At 71.4% G+C, this 18060-nt stretch carries 16 protein-coding genes; 3 read left to right on the top strand and 13 right to left on the bottom strand.

What is annotated here, in order from left to right; genetic code table 11:
* Positions 1 to 4: 4 nt before the first annotated feature.
* Positions 5 to 784 (top strand): IclR family transcriptional regulator, encoded by a 780-nt coding sequence (locus IPK24_19535; GenBank protein ID MBK8077700.1) that lies wholly within the window; start codon positions 5 to 7, stop codon positions 782 to 784.
* Here IPK24_19535 and IPK24_19530 read toward each other — a convergent pair whose 3' ends face one another.
* From IPK24_19530 to IPK24_19495, 8 genes are all read right to left on the bottom strand, one after another.
* Positions 785 to 1216, bottom strand: a complete 432-nt coding sequence (locus IPK24_19530) for a type II toxin-antitoxin system VapC family toxin (protein MBK8077699.1) — start codon at positions 1214 to 1216, stop codon at positions 785 to 787.
* Positions 1217 to 1218: 2 nt separating this feature from the next.
* Positions 1219 to 1509 carry a type II toxin-antitoxin system VapB family antitoxin gene (locus IPK24_19525; GenBank protein MBK8077698.1) on the bottom strand — a complete coding sequence of 97 codons (291 nt, stop codon included), beginning with the start codon at positions 1507 to 1509 and terminating at the stop codon, positions 1219 to 1221.
* A 79-nt stretch (positions 1510 to 1588) separates the two neighbouring features.
* On the bottom strand, positions 1589 to 3052 hold the full coding sequence (locus IPK24_19520) for a trimethylamine methyltransferase family protein (GenBank protein MBK8077697.1): 1464 nt from the start codon (positions 3050 to 3052) through the stop codon (positions 1589 to 1591).
* The gene (locus tag IPK24_19515; protein MBK8077696.1) at positions 3042 to 5552 is read right to left on the bottom strand and encodes a GcvT family protein; all 2511 of its coding nucleotides are present in this window, start codon (positions 5550 to 5552) and stop codon (positions 3042 to 3044) included. Before IPK24_19515 ends, IPK24_19520 begins: the two co-directional genes overlap by 11 nt.
* 31 nt (positions 5553 to 5583) lie before the next feature.
* On the bottom strand, positions 5584 to 6939 hold the full coding sequence (locus IPK24_19510) for an FAD-binding oxidoreductase (GenBank protein MBK8077695.1): 1356 nt from the start codon (positions 6937 to 6939) through the stop codon (positions 5584 to 5586).
* 252 nt (positions 6940 to 7191) lie between these two features.
* Entirely contained in the window at positions 7192 to 8067 is an 876-nt protein-coding gene (locus IPK24_19505) for a transglutaminase family protein (protein ID MBK8077694.1), read from the bottom strand.
* Positions 8068 to 8075: 8 nt separating this feature from the next.
* Positions 8076 to 9005, bottom strand: coding sequence for an alpha-E domain-containing protein (locus IPK24_19500; protein ID MBK8077693.1), 930 nt, complete (start codon positions 9003 to 9005; stop codon positions 8076 to 8078).
* On the bottom strand, positions 8999 to 10573 hold the full coding sequence (locus IPK24_19495) for a circularly permuted type 2 ATP-grasp protein (GenBank protein ID MBK8077692.1): 1575 nt from the start codon (positions 10571 to 10573) through the stop codon (positions 8999 to 9001). Before IPK24_19495 ends, IPK24_19500 begins: the two co-directional genes overlap by 7 nt.
* Positions 10574 to 10785: 212 nt before the next feature.
* On the opposite strand from IPK24_19495, the gene IPK24_19490 reads away from it, so the two are divergent.
* Positions 10786 to 11337, top strand: a complete 552-nt coding sequence (locus IPK24_19490) for a type II toxin-antitoxin system PemK/MazF family toxin (GenBank protein ID MBK8077691.1) — start codon at positions 10786 to 10788, stop codon at positions 11335 to 11337.
* Between the two features lie 75 nt (positions 11338 to 11412).
* Positions 11413 to 11673: a 30S ribosomal protein S20 gene (rpsT, locus tag IPK24_19485; GenBank protein ID MBK8077690.1), complete on the top strand. Its 261-nt coding sequence runs from the start codon at positions 11413 to 11415 to the stop codon at positions 11671 to 11673.
* A 164-nt stretch (positions 11674 to 11837) separates the two neighbouring features.
* Here the strand turns inward: rpsT and IPK24_19480 are convergent, their stop codons facing one another.
* The 5 genes from IPK24_19480 to IPK24_19460 form a co-directional block, all read right to left on the bottom strand.
* Positions 11838 to 12818 carry a DNA polymerase III subunit delta gene (locus IPK24_19480; GenBank protein ID MBK8077689.1) on the bottom strand — a complete coding sequence of 327 codons (981 nt, stop codon included), beginning with the start codon at positions 12816 to 12818 and terminating at the stop codon, positions 11838 to 11840.
* A 67-nt stretch (positions 12819 to 12885) separates the two neighbouring features.
* Positions 12886 to 13446 (bottom strand): SRPBCC family protein, encoded by a 561-nt coding sequence (locus IPK24_19475; GenBank protein MBK8077688.1) that lies wholly within the window; start codon positions 13444 to 13446, stop codon positions 12886 to 12888.
* Positions 13447 to 13565: 119 nt separating this feature from the next.
* Positions 13566 to 16208 (bottom strand): ComEC/Rec2 family competence protein, encoded by a 2643-nt coding sequence (locus IPK24_19470; GenBank protein ID MBK8077687.1) that lies wholly within the window; start codon positions 16206 to 16208, stop codon positions 13566 to 13568.
* A complete protein-coding gene (locus tag IPK24_19465) occupies positions 16205 to 16837 on the bottom strand; it encodes a helix-hairpin-helix domain-containing protein (GenBank protein ID MBK8077686.1) in 633 nt (210 codons plus the stop codon). The genes IPK24_19470 and IPK24_19465 overlap by 4 nt, the downstream gene beginning before the upstream one ends.
* A 307-nt stretch (positions 16838 to 17144) precedes the next feature.
* A complete protein-coding gene (locus tag IPK24_19460; GenBank protein MBK8077685.1) occupies positions 17145 to 18059 on the bottom strand; it encodes a DegV family protein in 915 nt (304 codons plus the stop codon).
* Between the last annotated feature and the right edge of the window lies 1 nt (position 18060).

Here is an 18060-nt window from a genome sequence, read left to right as displayed (position 1 = left end):
ACCCATGCCCCTGTCCGGTGCGGGTTCGGCCTCTCGCGAGAACCAGTCCGTGCGCAAGGCCGCGGCGTTGTTGCGCGCCGCGGCCGAGCACGGCGCCGGGGCCACGGTGTCGGCGCTGGCCCGCACCGCCGAGCTGCCCCGGGCCACGGCGTTGCGCATGATCGAGTCGCTGATCGCCGAGCGACTGCTGGCTCGACTGCCGGATGACCGGATCGTGATCGGGCCGGGGCTGCACCGACTGGCCCGGACGGCGGACCTGACCGAACTGCTGGTGCACGCCGGCCACGGGGTCCTGGAGCAGCTGGCCGAGCACACTCGCGAGTCGGCCACCTTGACGGTGGTCATGCCCGATGGGTCGCTGTCACTGGCCCGCCAGGTCGATGGACCGCACATGCTCGGGTTGACCAACTGGGTCGGCCGCCCGGTGCCATTGCACGCCTCGAGCAGCGGCAAACTCGCTCTGGCGTATGCTGATTCGGCTCGGATCGAGGCGGTGCTCCGCCAACCGTTGGAGAAGATCGCGAGCCGCACGATCACCGACCCGAGCCGGTTGCGGGCCGAGCTGGACGCCGTCCGCGCGGCCGGGTGGTCACAGATCGAGGACGAGGTCGAGGACGGGCTGGCCTCGATCTCGATGGGGATCCTGGTGGACGACGCCCTGGTGGGCTCGCTGAACGTCTCGGGCCCGGGAACGCGGTTCACCCCCGAGGCCCGCGCCGCGGCGCTGCCGCTGTTGCGGAAGGCCTGCGCGACCGTGGCCGAGCGTCTGGGAGTTCGTGGCTGATCAGTCTGCGAACGGACTGGACCAGCGCAGCCCGGGGAATCGGGCGAAGCCTCGATCGGCGGTGATCCAGGTGCACCCGTGCTCGATCGCCAAGGCCGCGTGGTAGGCATCGGGCACCACGTTGCCGGTGGCCTGTACCGTGCGGCAGAGATCGGTGAAGATCTGCAGGTTGCGGGGGCCGGGACGCAGCCGGACGCAGCGGGGTGACTCGACGATCGCCGCGACGAAAGCCAGGGCCGAGTCGCTGGTGGACGGCGTGCGGAAGACCCTCGTGTTGGTGGTGATCCGCAGGAACCCACTCAGCACCAACTCGCTCATGCCGAAGGGCGTCGAGCCGGTCACCAGGTCCTGAAGCCAGCCGCGGTAGCGCTCATGGTCAGAGGCTTCGCCGCGGTGGGCATACAGCAGCAGGTTGACGTCCGGGACGAGCACTGTCACTCCCGCGGGGCGCGAGACGGTCCGGCCGCCCGAGACCGATGGTCGGCGTCCTCTTCGGCATACAGCAGCTCCTTGAGCTGCTCGGGATCACCGAGATCTACCCCAGGGGCCGGGCCGTCGCCCCAGAAGGTCGGCAGCTCCACACGGTAAGGCTCGGAAGCACCCTGGGCGGCCAGCAGCGCGCGCAGGCCCTCCTCGATCAGGCTGGTCACCGTTCGACCCTCGGACGCCGCCCGTTGCTTGACCAGCCGCATGAGCTCGTCGTCCAGGTTCAACGTGGTCCGCATCAGATCAGCATACGTGCCGATGCAGATATCTGCATCCCCGATGAGTCGCCCCGGGAACGGGGATCGCGGCCGCGGCGGCTCAGTCCCCCAGTTCGGTGCGGCGCCGATCGACGAAACCGAGCAGCTCGGCGCGTCTGGCGTCGTCCAGGGTCGGCTCGGCGTACGCGTCGACGGCCGCGCGCCAGATCTCACCGGCGCGGGTCGCGGCGTCCCGCGATCCCTTCGAGACCCAGCGTTCGTAGTTCTCCGTCGAGGACACCAACGGCCGGTAGAAGCAGGTGCGGAACCGGGTCATGGTGTGCTCGGCGCCCAGGAAGTGCCCACCGTGACGCACCTCGTCGTGCGCCTCGAACGCCAGCGACTCCTCGTCGACGACCAGCGGGGTGAACTGCTGTCGCAGCACCCGCAGCGCCTCGACGTCGACCACGAGCTTCTCGGGGCAGCTGACCAGCCCCGACTCCAGCCAGCCCGCGGCCTGGACGACGAGGTTCGCCCCGGCCAGGAACGCCGCCTTCAGGGTGTTGAACGACTCGGCCGCCGCCTGCGCGTCGACGGTCTGGGACGACGTCAGGCTGCCGCCGCCGGCCCGCCACGGCAGCTTGTAGCGCCGCGCCAGCTGACCGGAGGCGTAGAGGCCCTGCGCCGATTCGGGTCCGCCGAACGCCGGGGAGCCGGACTGCATGTCGATGGTGGACAGGAACGACCCCATCACCGCCGGGGTACCCGGGCGCACCAGTTGCATCAGCACGATGCCGGCCAAGGCCTCGGCGGTTTGCTGGGCCAGGGCCGCCACCGTGCTCACCGGGGCCATCGCGCCCATCAGCAGGAACGGGGTGACCACGACGGCCTGCCCGGCGGCGGCGTAGACCAGCAACGCCTCGAGCATCCGGGTGTCGTAGCGCAGCGGGGAGTTCACGTTGACGATCGACATGATCGAGCAGGTCGGCCGGCCGTCGGCGTCCGGTGGCGCGGCGATCGGGGTGCCGCTGAAGACGATCTCCGCCATGCGCACGCTGTCCTCGGCGTTGGCGGTCGACAGCGCCGAGGTGAACACCGGCTTGTCGGTGAGGGTGAACGCCGCGAACAGCATGTCCAGGTGGCGCGAGTCGAGGGGACGGTCGTTGGCCTCGATCATCGGCATGGTCGGGATGTCGAGCTGCTCGAAGTGCTGGGTCAGCTTGGCGAACAGCTCGTAGTCGGCCAGGGTGCCGTCCCGGCGCTCGTCGCCGATCCGCACGAACGGCGGACCGGAGACCGGGGTGAAGACCATGTGGTCACCGCCGAGGATCACCGAGTGCTCGGGGTTGCGGGCCCGCAGGTGGAACTCGCTGGGGGCCAAGGCGAGCTGGGCCATCATGAAGTCGGGGTCGAGGTGCACGATGTCGCCCTCGACCCGCTGCCCGGCTGCCTCGAACAGCCGCAACGCCTCGGGGTGGTCGAACTGGATGCCGATCTCGTGGGCGATGCGCTGCCAGCCCTTCTCGATCACCTCCAGGTCTGCCGCCGAGAGGATCTCGTAGTGCGGCATCCGGTTACGGAACACGGTGCGCCTCCACCTTCTGGCCTCGCGGCCGTTGCCCCTGCGGGTCGTAGGGGCTGTCGGCGATCACGGTCGCCGGCCGGCGCCGTCCGACGACGGTCACCTCCAGCTCGGTTCCGACGGCAGCGTGCGTGCGGTCGAGGTAGGCCAGCGCCAGGCTCGCCCGGACGGCGTGCCCGTAGCCGCCGGAGGTGACGAACCCGACCCGGCGTGGCCCGTCCCAGACCGGCTCGAACGGGCCGGCATCGGCGGGAGCGTCGTCCTCGACGCCCACGTCGAGCGTGACCAGCGTCTGGGACGGCGGGTTGTCACGTTCGCGCAGCGCCGCGTCCCTGCCGATGAAGGCGGCGGGCTTGTCGTGGGCGACGAAGTCCGCCAGGGCGTTCATGCCCGGGGTGTAGGCCCAGGTGAACTCCTTCGACCAGACGCCGTAGGACTTCTCGAGCCGCAACGAGTTGAGCGCGTTGTAGCCCAGGTCGACCACCGGAATCCCTTGGGCGGCAAGGGATCTGCCCGCCTCACCGAGCGTGCGGTAGAGCGCCGCCAACTGGGTGGCGGGAACGTTGAGCTCGTAGCCGAGCTCGCCGGTCACCGACAGCCGGGCGACTCGGGCGCGCACCGGGCCGAGGTCGGCGGTGGTGGCCTGTAGGAAGCCGATCGCGCCGATGTCGTCCTCGGTCACCGAGGCCAGCAGGTCACGCGAGGCCGGGCCGGACAGGCTCACCCCGGCCATCGCGTCCGAGATGTCCTGCACCACCACTGATCCGTCGGCAGGTAGGTGGGTCGTGAAGTGACGCAGGTGCCACTCGCGTAGGTAGTACGAGCCCATCAGCCAGAATTCCTCGCCCGCCGAGCCCTCACCCCAGCAGGTCACGGTGAGGTCACCCAGCAACCGGCCCGACTCGCTCAGCATCGGCGCCAGGCGCACCCGGCCCGGGCCCGGGATGCGCGACGCCAGAAGGCGATCCAGCCAGTCGCGGGCACCCGGACCGGTGATCAGATAGCGGGAGAACGACGTGGTGTCGAGCAGGCCGACCCCGTCCCGGGTGGCGCGGATCTCGCGGCCCACCAGGTCGAAGGCGTTGCTGCGGCGCAGGGTCGGAGTCTCGGTGAACGCCGCTCCCCCATCGGATTCACCCACGAAGTACAGCGGCACCTCCAGACCCCACGAGGTGCCCCACCGGGCGCCCGCGGCGTCCAGATCGGCGTGCAGCGCCGAGGTCTTCAACGGGCGGCCCGCCGGCAGCTGTTCGTTGGGGTAGGTCATCACGAACCGGCGCTGATAGAACTGCCGGGTCGTGTCCTGCAGATACCCTCGCGCCGAGGCGAACTCGCCGTAGCGGGCGACATCCATACCGAACACGTCGCGCCCGGGCTCACCGTGGACCATCCACTCGGCCAGGGCCAGGCCGACGCCACCGCCCTGGCTGAAGCCGGCCATCACGCCACACGCCGTCCAGTACCCGGGCAGGCCGCGCACCGGGCCGACCAGTGGGTTGCCGTCGGGGGTGAAGGTGAAGGCGCCGTTCACCCAGGTCTTGATGCCGGCGCCGTCCAGGCAGGGGTAGCGGGCGAAGCCGACCTCGAGCTGCGGGGCGATGCGCTCGACGTCCGGCGGGATCAGCTCGAGACCGTAGTCCCACGAGACACCGTCGGTGTTCCAGTGCCGGGGGTCGAGTTCGTAGACCCCGAGCAGCATGCCCTGGCCTTCTTGGCGGGCGTAGGTGAAGCCCTCCAGGTCCATCATCATCGGCAGCTCACGGGTCAGCGCAGCCACCTCGGGCAGGGCGTCGGTGACCAGGTAGTGGTGCTCCATCGGGGTCACCGGCAGATCGATACCGGCCATGCGCCCGACCTGCTTGGCCCACAGGCCCGCGGCGTTGACGACGTGATCGCAGGTGATGGTGCCCTGCTCGGTGACCACCTTCCAACCGCCACCGGACGGCGACGACCCCGCCGGGATCGGGCGCAGCTCGAGCACCCGGTTGTGCAACACGATGGTCGCGCCTCGCTGCTTGGCCGCGGCGGCGTAGGCGTGCGTGGTGCCCGAGGCATCCAGGTGACCCTCGATGCTGTCGTACATCGCGCCGACGATGCCCTTGGGATCGATCACCGGGCACAGCGCCTCGACCTCGTCCGGCGTGATCAGCCGGACGGTGTCGATGCCGATGGTCTGGTAGATCGCCCACTGCGCCTGCAGCCATTCCCAGCGCTCCGGCGTGCTGGCGATACTGACTCCGCCGGGCAGGTGCAGCCCGCACGAGCGCCCGGTCTCGGCCTCGAGCTCGGAGTACAGGTTGATCGTGTACGCCTGCAACGCAGCCACATTGGGGTCGGCATTGAGGGCGTGGAAGCCGGCTGCGGCATGCCAGGTCGAGCCGGCGGTCAGCTCCGACCGCTCGATCAGGGCGACGTCGGTCCAGCCGAGTTTGGCCAGGTGGTAGAGCACGCTGACGCCGACGACGCCGCCGCCGATGACCACGGCCCGGTAATGGGTGTCGATGATGAGCTCCTTCGCTCGGGTGGACGCCGCCTCAACCCATGACGGTGAAACTACTGCCGGCGTGAACCTGCCGGCGCCGGCTGAAGGCCGACAGGTCGACGCTCGACCCGGTGTGCGGCAACGGGAACTGCACCGGGTGCTCGTCGTGGTCGGTGCCGCCCTCACAGGCCTCGATGATCGCCACCAGGTAGCGACCGGCGAGCGGGGCGTTCTTGAACTGGTTGCCGCTGGTGCCGATGGCGACGTAGAAGCCGGGCAGCGCCGTCCGGTCGTAGATCGGGATCCAGTCGTCGGCGACGTCGTAGACGGCCCCGATGCCGACCGGGCGGTTGGGCACGGTGAGGTCGGGCATCCGGCGGGCCGCCCGGTAGAGCTGGGCGGTGTAGAGCTCGGCGGTGGGCCCGGGCTCGTAGACCTCGGGGTCCTCCAGCCAGTGCAAGGGGTCGCAGGCCGGCTCGGCGCCGCCGACCAGGAGCTCGCCGGCGAGCGTGCCGCGGAAGTAGGTCCCCAGGTCGAGGTCGGCGACCAGGGGGCCGGGATTGCTGGGCCGGCCCACCTCCCCGGGAGCGTTGTAGCCGGACGGCGCGGGCACGGTGTTCACCTCGGCGCGCATCGGGCGGGTGCCGATGGCGAAGTCCTCCCCCACCCCGGCGAGGGCGTTGATGCGGCCCGAGGCGGGGCCGGCAACGTTGATCACCACCGGGGCGCTGACGTGCTCGCTCACCCCGCCGGTGACCACATCGACCCCGCTCACCCGACCCGCTGCGGTGGTGATGGCCGTGACCGTGGTGTGGAACCGGAACTGCGCCCCACGGCGCTGGGCGGCGGCAGCGAGATTCTGCGCCGCCAGACCCGGGTCGTCGATGAAACCGGCGTCAGGGGTGTAGTAGCCGCCCAGCTCGCCGTCCGCGTCGGCCCAGAACTCTTCGCTGGCAACGGGTTTGGGTGGGTAATAGCGAGCCGGGTCGAGCGCGGGCACCCGCGCGCGAATGGTCGCGGCGTCCCAGAGTTCGTAGGGCACCCCGATCTGGTCGAACAGGGTGAGCACCTTGGCGGGGTCGTGCGTGGGGCAGTCCAGGCAGAGGGAGCCGGTGGGCACGAACGAGGCGAGGCGCCCCACGCCGGCCGCGCGATCGGCGTCCGGCGCCTCGAGCACGTCGGCCCAGTTCAGCCAGTCGTAGTGGGCCTCCCACGCGGTGGCCACCCCGGCGAAGGTGGAGTAGTTGAACCGGATGATCGCCGACGATGCGCTGGTCGAACCCTGCCCGGGCGCCCCGTGGCGTTCGATCACGATCACCGACCGGCCGGACGACGCCAGCGCGTAGGCGACCGAGCTGCCGATCACCCCGGCCCCGATCACGACCACGTCCGCGGTGGCTGCGCCCATGGCTGCCTCCAAGCTCGCCGAGCCGGCCGCTCGGCCGCTGGCCGCTTTCTATCAGTCCGCATGCTCGGCGGCCAGACCCCTGTGCCACCAATATATGGTGATCCGCCGCCAAAAAATGGTCATCGACCCACCACCACCCACAAACCTGCTCATGCTCCGCAGGTGACAGCTCGACGTCCGATGACATCGTTATCAAGCGGTCTCACCGGAGCATGACGAGGCACCTGCGGAGCATGAGCGGGTTTGGTGGGGTCAGCGGAGGCGGGTGATCTCGACGTTGACGAAGAGGGTGGAGGCGGGGGAACCGGCGTAGACACCCTTCAGGGGCGGGACGTCGGCGTAGTCGCGGCCGCGGGCCACCAGGACGTGATCGGTCGAGACGGTGCCGGTGTGGGTGGGGTCGTAGGCCGACCAGCCGCCGGCCCACCACTCCAGCCAGGCGTGGCTCTCGGCCTTGACGGTGTCGCCCAGGCCGGCGTCCGGTTCGGGGTGCAGGTAGCCCGAGACATAACGCGCGGGTATGCCCAGGGCGCGCAGAGCCCCCAGACCGAGATGGGCGAAGTCCTGGCAGACCCCGCGCCGGGCGGCCCAGACCTCACTGGCCGGGGTGCGCACCGAGGTGAACCCGCCGGCGTAGGTCATCGGCTCGATCAGGGCCTCACAGACCGCGCGGGCCGCGGCGTCCGGCGACAACCCGGCAGCCGCCTCCCGAGCCAGGTCGACGACCTCGTCGGGGGGTTCGGACAGCGGGGTCTGCACCAGGAACTCGCGGAACTCGTCGGTGATCGGGTCTCGGCGCAGATCCTCCCACCTGACCCCGGGCACGTCGCCCTCGTCGAGGTGGAAGACCTCGACGGTCGCCGAGCTGACCACGCTCATCTCGGTGTGCGGCACCAGGACGTCGAACGCGGTGACCTGGCTACCCCAGTAGTCGGTGTAGCGATGGGTCCAGGTGACCGGGGTGACGTCGACCATCTCGTCCAGCAACGCCTGGCGCGAGGTGTTCAGCGGGGTCATCCGGGCCTCGTTGTACGACGCGGTGACCGGGGTCTCGTACCGGTACCCGGTGGTGTGCACGATCAGCAGCCGTTGCGCCGCCGGATCGGGGTTCAGCGGGATGGCGTTCATCGGGATGATCATGATGCGTCCTCCACCCAGGCCGTGGTGATCGACCGCGGGAAGTAGCGTTTGGCGACCCCGTCACTGGCGGCCGAGACCGCCCGCTGGACCCGGCCCATCTCCCCCGGGACGTCGGCCAGCACCTCCTCGAGGGCGCGGTACTCCAGGCTGGTCCGGATGCGGCCGAGCAATCGACGACTCTGATCGGCGATCCCGACCCGCTCCAGCGGTGGCGCCAACTCCTCCAGCACCTCTTCGGCCGTCACCAGGGCATGGATCACCGACCGCGGGAACAACCGGTCCAGCAACAGGAACTCGGCCGCCCGCGCGTCGCTGGCCACCCCGCGATAGGTGCGCATGTAGCTCTCGTAGGCGCCGCACGAGCGCAGCAGCGCCGTCCAGCTGGGCACCGCCGCCGAGATGGTGGACGTCGCCACGAGCCGTGCGGTCATGTCCGCCCGTTCGAGGTTGCGGCCCAGGATCAGGAAGCGCCACGCGTCGTCCCGACTCATGGTCTGTTCGGCGATGCCGGCCACCAGCGCCGTCCGCTCGCGCACGTAGGCCAGGAAGTCGTGCGCGGTGGTCGCCTGCAGCCGCACCCGGTCGATGCCGATCCAGGTGGTGTTCAACGCCTGCCACAAGTCGGTCGAGATGGTCTCTCGGGCGCGGCGGGCGTTCTCACGCGCCGCGCTCAGGGCGCCCACGATCGCGCTCGGGTAGACCGCGTCGTAGGCCAGCCGGTCGAGCACCATCGTGCGGTCGACGTCCTCGTCCTCGGCGGGGTCCATGCCCATGACGGCGAGCAGGCCACGACATGCCTCGGACTCGGGCAGCGCCGGATCCTCCAGCAACATCTGCAGATGGACGTCGAGGATGCGCGCGGTGTCGTCGGCGCGCTCCATGTAGCGGCCGATCCAGAACAACGACTCGGCGATACGGCTCAGCACGTCGGCTCACCCGCCCTCTGCTGTTGCCGGCCCGATTCAGTTTGTTGTTGCTGCTGTTGTTGCTGCTGTTGCTGCTGTTGCTGCTGTTGTAGGCCGCCGGTCTCCTCGTGGGGGCCGAGGTCGGGGTGGGGCATCGTGACGATCCGATACGGGGTCGTGGGGCGGCGCAGTTGCAGCGGCGCCTTCTCACCGGACAGCACCCAGGTGTCCTTCGAACCACCGCCCTGGCTGCTGTTCACGACCAACTGTCCCTCGGGCAGCGCCACCCGGGTCAGACCGCCGGGCAGCACCCAGACCGAGCGGCCGTCGTTGACCGCGAACGGGCGCAGGTCGACGTGCCGAGGACGCAGCGTGCCATCGATGAGCGTCGGCACGGTCGAGAGCTGCACCACCGGTTGCGCGATCCATCCGCGCGGGTCGTGCTCGATCTGGGCCCGCAGGGTGACCAGCTGTTCGCGGGTGGCTGCCGGACCGATCACCAGCCCCTTGCCCCCGGCGCCGTCCACCGGTTTGAGCACCAGTTCGTGGAGCCGATCGATCACCGCCGCCAGATCGGCCGGCTCGGCGAGGCGATACGTCTGCACGTTCGGCAGCAGGATCTCCTCACCGAGGTAGAACCGGCACAGGTCGGGCACGTAGGTGTAGATGAGCTTGTCGTCGGCCACCCCATTGCCGATGGCGTTGGCGATGGCGACGTTGCCTGCGCGGACGGCGTTCACCAGCCCCGGCGTGCCCAGCTTCGAGTCGGCTCGGAACTGCACCGGGTCGAGGAAGTCGTCGTCGACGCGGCGGTAGATCACGTCGACCTGTTGCTGGCCGTCGGTGGTACGCATCAACACGCGCCCACCCGAGCAGTACAGGTCACGCCCCTCGACCAGCTCGACGCCCATCGTGCGGGCCAGCAAGGTGTGCTCGAAATAGGCGCTGTTGTAGATGCCGGGGGTCAACACGACCACCGTGGGCTCACGCGACTTGTCCGGGGCCGCGGCGCGCAGGGCGGCCAGCAGCCGATGGGGGTACTCGTCGACCGGGCGGATGCGGTGGGTGGCGAACGACTCCGGGAACACCGTCGCCATGGCCCGGCGATTGGCCATCACGTAACTCACCCCGGACGGCACCCGGACGTTGTCCTCGAGCACCCGGAACGCGCCGTCCTCATCGCGGATCAGGTCGATACCGGCGACGTGAATGCGGACACCGTTGGCCGGGCGCAACCCGTGGGCGATCCGGTGGAACCCCGAGGCCGAGGCGATCACCCGCCACGGCACCACCTTGGCCTTGACCACCTCGCGCGCGCCGTAGATGTCGGCGAGGAACGCCTCGAGCACCCGAACCCGCTGCGCCACACCGGCTTCGACGAACTGCCATTCCTCGGGTGAGACCACGCGCGGCACCACGTCCAGAGGAAAGGGCCGCTCCTCGCCGGCGAAGTCGAAGGTCACACCCTGGTCGAGGTAGGTGCGGGCGAGCGCATCCGCGCGCTCGACCAGATCGTCACCGTCCAGCGCGCGCAGCGTGGCATGGACGGCGCGATACGGCTTTCGGGGGCGCGAGGTCACCGAGAGCATCTCGTCCCAGGCACGCGCAGTGGGCCGGACGGCCGCCTGCCCGTTGGGGGCAGCAGCCGCGACCGGCCCGTCGGCGACGGGTTCGGGTTGCCCGCCGTCGACCAGGTCCTTGTACCCGTCGAAGAGGTCCGCCATGCCCCGAACGCTATGTGCATCCTGTTACGCCCGTGTGTCGACTGTGGGTCGTGCCCCGAGGCGGACACTCAGGGGCCATGAACGGCACGCCTGAGTCGACGGGGACGATGTGTCAGCATCGACGGGTGATTCCCCGCGCGACGTCCGTCGAATTCGGCCGCCGGCTGGCCAGGTTGGCCGGCCGGTTGCTCACCGGCCGCAACCGACCGGGGTATCCGGGGGACTTCGCCGGCCAGGTGACCGACGTCCGATGCGAGTACGCGCCGCACGCCGACGGTCGGCCGGACGGCGGCGAGATCGTGTGGGCCTGGGTGCCGTACGAGGAGGACCACCGCCAGGGCAAGGACCGACCGGTGCTGGTGATCGGGCACGACGGCGCGTGGTTACTGGCCCTGATGCTCACCAGCACCGATCACGATCACGACACCACGGTCGAGGCGCGTCGAGACCGCGCCGGACGGGTCTGGATGGATATCGGCACCGGCGCCTGGGACCCGCGAGGCCGACCCAGCGAAGTCCGCCTCGACCGGATCTTGAGGCTGGACCCTGACGCCGTGCGGCGGGAAGGCGCCGTACTCGAGCGGGGGCTCTTCGAGCAGGTGGCGAAGGCACTCGGCCACGGCTGGTAATCTGATCGGCCGGTACGCGGATCGCTTTTGCGCCTCCGCGCAGACGTGCACCCACCCGCAGCAGAGAGACGACACGTGGCCAACATCAAGTCCCAGATCAAGCGCAACACGACCAACGAGAAGCGCCGCCTGCGCAACAAGTCGGTCAAGTCCGAGCTGAAGACCGCCGTGCGCGCCTTCCGCGAGGCCGCCGCTTCCGGTGATGCCGCGGCGACCGGTGCCGCCCTCGCCGCTGCCGGGCGCAAGCTCGACAAGGCGGCCAGCAAGGGCGTCATCCACAAGAACCAGGCCGCCAACCGCAAGTCGGCGATGGCCCAGCAGGCCGCCACCCTCTGAACCTGATCGACCGGTGACCCACCGGTCGTGATCGGCGTCGCGCGCCAGGGCAGTGCCCCGGCGCGCTTCGTGCGTTTGGCGCCCGGCCATGATCACTGTCTTGATGCGGGATTCGGTACGAAAACCCTCGAAACCTGCATCGAGACAGTGATCATGAGGGTCAGTCAGGTGCGGCGAGCGTTCGCGATGGTCATCACGGCGCGTTCGACGGCGTAGACCGGGTCGCGTCCGCCGCCCTTGACCGCGAAGTCCGCCTCGGCCAGCGCAGTCACGGCCGTGGCCAGTCCGGCGTCGCTCCAGCCCGCCAGCTCCCGGCGTGCCCGGTCCACCTGCCACGGGGCCATGCCGAGCGCCGCGGCCAGGTCGACCGACCGGCCTCGCCCGGCGGCCGAGACCTTGGCGATGGCGCGGACCTTGGCCGCCAGGGCCGCCACCAGCGGCACCGGGTCGGCTCCGGTGGCGAGGGCGTGCCGCAGCAGGGAGAGCGCCTGATCGGGGCGTCCGGCCACTGCCGCATCGGCGACCCGGAATCCGGTCACCTCGATCCGACCGCCGAACCACTGCTCGACGAGATCGGCCTCGATCCGGGCCGGGGCGCCGTCGGCGCCCTGCTCAGGAGTGTCGACGGCGAGCTGATGGCACGCCGCGGCGAGCTCACGCAGGTCACTGCCGACGGCGTCCACCAGAGCGCGGACCGCCTGGGGTGAGACTCGCCGTCCCAGCCGGGTGAACTCCCCGGTGGCGAAGTCCACCTTCTCCTCGTCCTTGGTGATGGGCAGGCAGGCGGCCTCGGGCGCACCGGCCTTGCGGGCGGCGTCCAGCAACGGTTTGGCCCGGTTGCCGCCGGCATGGCGCAGCACCAGCCACACGCCTTCCGGCAGGTCGGAGGCGAGGTAGGCGGTGGCGTCGGCGACGAAGGCGTCGTTGGCCGCCTCGATGCCCGAGGCCACGATGAGCGCGCCGCCGCCGAACAGCGAGGGGCTGGCCAGCTGGACGAGGCGGCCGGGTTCGTAGCCTGGTGCCTCGACCCGCTCGACACTCGCGTCGGGATCGATCGCGCGTACCGAGGCGGTCACCGCCGCCACGGCCCGCTCGGCGAGCAGGTCCTCGCCGCCGGTGATCAGGACGACGGGCGCAGCGGTCAGCTCGGACGGCGCGACCGTCGCCCGGGACGACGACCGCGCGCTGCCCGAGGACTTGGCCGCAGGACGGCTACGCGCGGCCACCGAAGAGCTTCTTGATCCATGCGATCAGGCTGGCGAAGAACAGCTGCAGCGGCTTGACCTCGGCGGCCTTGATCTCGGCTCGCTCCTCGACGGTGGTGGCCGCCAGCTTGCCCTCGCAACACTGCACGAACTCAGCGATCAACCGGTTGGACATCTCGGTGATCAGGCCGCCACGACCGAACTGAGCGGCAGCCCCGGTCAGGGTGACGTCGGCATCGACCGTCACACTGGTGGACTTCGCGTCGGCCGAGGGCGCCAGGGCGTAGGTGACCTTGACTGCTCCCCGGCTCTTGCCGCGCCGGTCCTCCCCCTTGCCGTCGATCAGGCCGGTGCGTGCCGCGGCGTCCGGGGTCACGGTGGCCGAGCCGTCGAAGGTCGCCGACATCGGGCCGAGTTTGACCGCAACCCGACCGGTATAGGTGCCGCTGCCGTCATCCGAGATCAGCTCGGCGCCGGGCAGGCACTGCGCCACCTCGGGGATGTCCTGGAAGAAATCCCAGACGACCTGCACCGGCCGCTTGACCTCGAACTGCTGGGTGATCTTCATCCTTGTCCTTCGGGTCGCCAGAGCACCGACACCACACCGGCTCCAGACCGGGCTCGCAGGCCACGTGGCCTGCGGCATCGCAGTACACCACACGGCCGCTGCCACGTCACGACGGTGCGTCAGGTTCGGCCCCGGCTCACCCCCAAAGCGCTCTGGCCGTCGGGACGATCCGGCCGTTCCGCGGTCACGACCACGCGGCGATCGGTGTCGGTGCGGCACACCGTCACCCCCAGCCGAGCCAGCATGCTCAGAGCGGACCGGGCAGGATGGCCGTAATCGTTGTCGATCCCCACCCCGATCAGCGCCACCCGAGGGGCCAGGTCGCTGTAGAGCTGCGGATCCTGTTTGGCCGAACCATGGTGGGCCACCTTCACCACGTCGACCTGCCCGCTGACATCGAGTGCCCCCGCCTCGATTGCGGCCCGTCCCAGCTCCGAGTGCAGGGCCGCGTCGAGCCACTGTTGGCCACCGGTTTCGAGGTCGCCCAAGGCGGCCAGTCGCAGCCGTGCCCCATCCGGGGTGTGCACCGCCGCGAATGTCACCAGACTCGCCTCGTTGACCTGGGCGTCCTCCCCGAGATCGCCCGGGGGCAGCGGCGGGACGGCGAGATACCACTGCACCTGCCAACCGTCGGCTCCGAGACTGCCGGCGAGGTCGCCCGTCAGGGATGTGAGTCGCAAGCCCGCCCGCACCACCTCACCGGCCACTGCCTCGGCCCGCTGCCGGGGACGGGCAACCGGGCCGGTCAGCACCTGCGCCACGCGTCGGCCGCGCAGCACCCCGGGCAAGCCGGTGACGTGGTCGGCGTGAAAGTGGCTGAGCATCACGAGATCGACCTCGCTCACGCCGAGATCGTCCAGGCACCGGGCCATGGCGGCGGGCTCGGGGCCGGTGTCGATCACGAGGGCACGCCGCTCACCGCTGCGGACCACGAGGGCATCGCCCTGGCCGACGTCGCATTGCGCCACGGCCCAGTCGGGCGGTGGGGCCGGGCCACGGAAGCCGAGCGCCGACTGCCACCACGCCCGGCTCCACCAGCCGAGCACGACCAGCACGATCAGGATCGCCGCTGCCGCCGCCGTGCCCACCGGTGAGCGTCGACGACCCGGCCCGGCCCGGCCCGTCCGACCGGCCCGACCGACCTCATCGCCCTGATCATCCCGACCGGCTCGGGAGGCTCTACCGGCCGCCGGCCTCACCAGGGTCATCGCCACCACCACCGCGGTACACCCGACGAGTACCACCGCGGCCACCACCGGACGGGCCGAGGGAAACCAGGGCAGATTGGCGCCCGGCAGCTCGGCGAACCGGGCCGCCACCTGGGTGATCCACCAGGTGGCCAGGCACCCCACGGCCGCGAGCGCGTGCGCGCCGCCTGGCCAGAACGGCGCCACCACCGCGGCCAGCACCCCGATCACCGTCGCCGGCATCACGGCCGGGTCGGCCAGCAGGTTGGCCGGAACCGCCACGGTGCTCACCGCCGGCTGCAGCAACACGATCACCGGACCGCAGGCGGCCTGCGCCGCGGCCGGGGCCGCCAGGGCGAGAGCCGCCGGACGGGGCAACCACCGTTCGAGCCGGCGAGCCCAGGGCGGCGCGAGCAGCAGCAACGAGCCGGTGGCGACCACCGACAGGGCGAACCCGGCGCTGCGCGCCAGATACGGGTCGAGGCCCAGCAGCACGATCACGGCTGCGGCGAGCATCGGCACCCCTCGGCCGCGGCGAGCCAGCACCAACCCGGCCAGGCCGACGGCTCCCATCACGGCAGCGCGCAGGACACTGGGTTCGGGCCGAGCCAGGATCACGAACGCGATCAGCGTGAGGGCGCAGGCCAGCACCCGCAGCCGCATCCGCAGGCGGCACCAGGCTGCCAGGGCCGCCACCGCGCCGAGCAGGATCGCGACGTTGGCTCCGCTGACGGCGGTCAGGTGGGTCAATCCGCTGGCCTGCAGATCGGCCTCGACCTGGGGCGGCAGGGCGGAGGTGTCACCCAGCACCAGGGAGGGCAGCAGCCCGGCGGGAGCCTCGGGCAGGCCTTGCACGCTGGCTCGCAGCGCCGTCCGGACCGTCTGCGCGGCCCGCCACCACCATCGGCCCTCGCCCGTGACGCGAGGTGGGCCGAGGGCGGTGAGCAGCGCCAGCACGTCGTCGCCGGGATCGGTGGGTGCCGCGCGCGCGTCGAGCCGCACCGGCTGGCCCACGTGCAGGCGCTGCCAGCCGTCGCCCCCGAGCACCACCACCGATGCGCGCACCCGATGCACCGCCCCCCGAGCACCCACCTCGTCGGCTGCCACCCGCACCACCCACCGACTTGCCGCGGCCCCCTCACCCGGGGAATCCCACGGCCCGGCGGGCACCGCGTGGGGATCGGTCGCCACGGTGCCGCTCACCTGCACCACGGCACGTTGGGCAATCCAGGCCGGGAACGGCCCGGCGGTGCGCAGTGCGGTGCCGACCGCGGCCGAGCAGAGCACCACCAGGGCGCAACACGCCACCAGTACCACCTGGGCGGCCAGCACCACCCGGACGGCCCGGACAGCCCGGGACGAGCCAGAGGTCAGGGACCAGCGAGCCCGGCACGCACGCAGGCCCACCACCGCCGCGACCAGGGCGCAGCATGCGGCGACGCCCCCGGCTCGTCCGGAATCCTGGGCAGTGGCCCACCAACCCACCACCCACGACACGATGGCGGCGGGGACCAGTCGCAGATCCGGACGCACAGACCCCGTAGCGCTCGCCGCGCCGTCCTCGGTCGTCGTCATACCCGCACCCGGGACCGCAACCGTTCCAGCGTCTTGGGGCCGATGCCGTCGACCTCGGCCAGCTCCTCGACACGGCTGAACCGCTGGTGCTGGGTCCGCCAGGCGATGATCGCTGCCGCGGTGACCGGCCCGACGCCCGGCAGTTCGTCGAGTTGGGCCTGGGTGGCGGTGTTGAGGTCGAGCGCCGCCGGTTCGCCACCAGTTCCCCCCGCCGCCGCTGCACCGGAGACCGCCACGGCGTCTCGCGGGCCGGGCACCACGATCTGTTCGCCGTCCACCACCCGCCGGGCCAGATTGAGCCGCTGCGGTGCCGCGCCGGACGCCGCGCCGCCGGCTGCCGTGATCGCCTCACCGACCCTGGCCCCCACCGACAACGTCACCACACCCTGACGCCGCACTCGGCCCACCACGTGCACCACCACCCGGCCGCCCGGGGACATCACCGAGACCGCCGCGCTGTAAGGCGCGCCGGTGGGCGCGGCACCCTGTCGGCCCGCGGTCAGGGTTCGTGACCCCGCCGGAATGGTCTCGACAGCGGCCCCGGCATCGCTGAGGACGCCCCGGGCGAGCAACCCACCGCAGACCACCACCGCGGCGAACAGCGCGGCGATGATCACCCGAGGCGGCATCCCCCGACGACGCGGGGCGTCGTCCGTCGTCGAGGGTCCGAACGCCGGATCCGGCACGGGTAGCGCCGCGGTGGGCGGTTCCGGTTCGGGCACCCACCCCCCACCCCCACGCGTGAGCGCGGCCAGACGGGCACGGGGATCGGTGGGAGCGACAGCCATGACCGGTGACGCTAAGCGGCCGCAACGGAGCTGACCGCCCGACGATCAGCGCCTGTGGACGATGGGACGATCACGGCCACCTGGGGACGCAACGAGACCGACTTCGCGAGCCCGGACGTGAAGTGTGCACTGTGCACGGATTACATGATCACCGGGGGTGGGTGGCCGGGCCGGGGTGGGTGGCCGGGGTGGGGTGGGTGGCCAGGGCGGCGGGGGCCGCCACCACGCCCACCAGGCCCGGCCCGGCATGTGCCCCGATCACCGCGCCGACCTCACCCAGGTACAGCGTCCCGAGCCCGGGCAATCGCGCCCGCAACCGGTCCGCCAGCTCGGCCGCGCGATCGGCCGCACCCAGGTGCTGCACGCCGAGGTCCACCTGGCGTGCGCCGACCGCACCGACCACGATCTCCTCCAGCCGGGCCAGTGCCCGCGAGGTGGTGCGCACCCGCTCCAACGGCTCGATCCGCCCGTCCACCACCTGCAGCAACGGCTTGACCGACAGCGCCGAGCCGACCACCGCGGCGGCGGCGCCGATCCGCCCGCCACGGCGCAGGTGGTCCAGGGTGTCGACGTACAGCCAGGTGCCGGTGCCATAGGCGCACCGCGCCGCGAGCTCGGCCACCCGCTCGGCGGGCTCCCCCGCCGCCGCGGCCCGCACCGCGGCCAGGGCGGCGAACCCCAGCCCCAGGGCCAGGTTCCGCGAATCCACGACCAGCACCTCGAGGCCCTCACCGGCCACCTCGCGGGCGGCGGTGCGGGCGGCGTCCACGGTGCCGGACAGGTCGGCCGACAGGTGCACCGACACGATCCGTACGTCCCCGCCGATCGCCCGGGCGGCGTCCCGGTAGGTCTGGGCGAACAGCGCCGGCGAGGGACGCGACGTGGTCACCGAGCGCCCCGCGATCAACTCCGCGGCGACCTGCGCGCTGTCGACCTCGACGCCCTCGGCCAGCGACCGTCCGCCCAGGACCACCTGCAATGGCACGACGATCAGGTCGCGCGCCGCCGCCAACCCCTCCGGCAGGTAGGACGTGGAGTCGGTGACGACAACAACCCGCGCCATC

It is taken from the genome of Kineosporiaceae bacterium (assembly GCA_016713225.1).
In the GTDB taxonomy this organism is placed as follows: domain Bacteria; phylum Actinomycetota; class Actinomycetes; order Actinomycetales; family Kineosporiaceae; genus JADJPO01.
The sequence above is the reverse complement of the archived record's forward strand: the minus strand, read 5'-3'. Positions and strand labels throughout refer to the sequence as shown.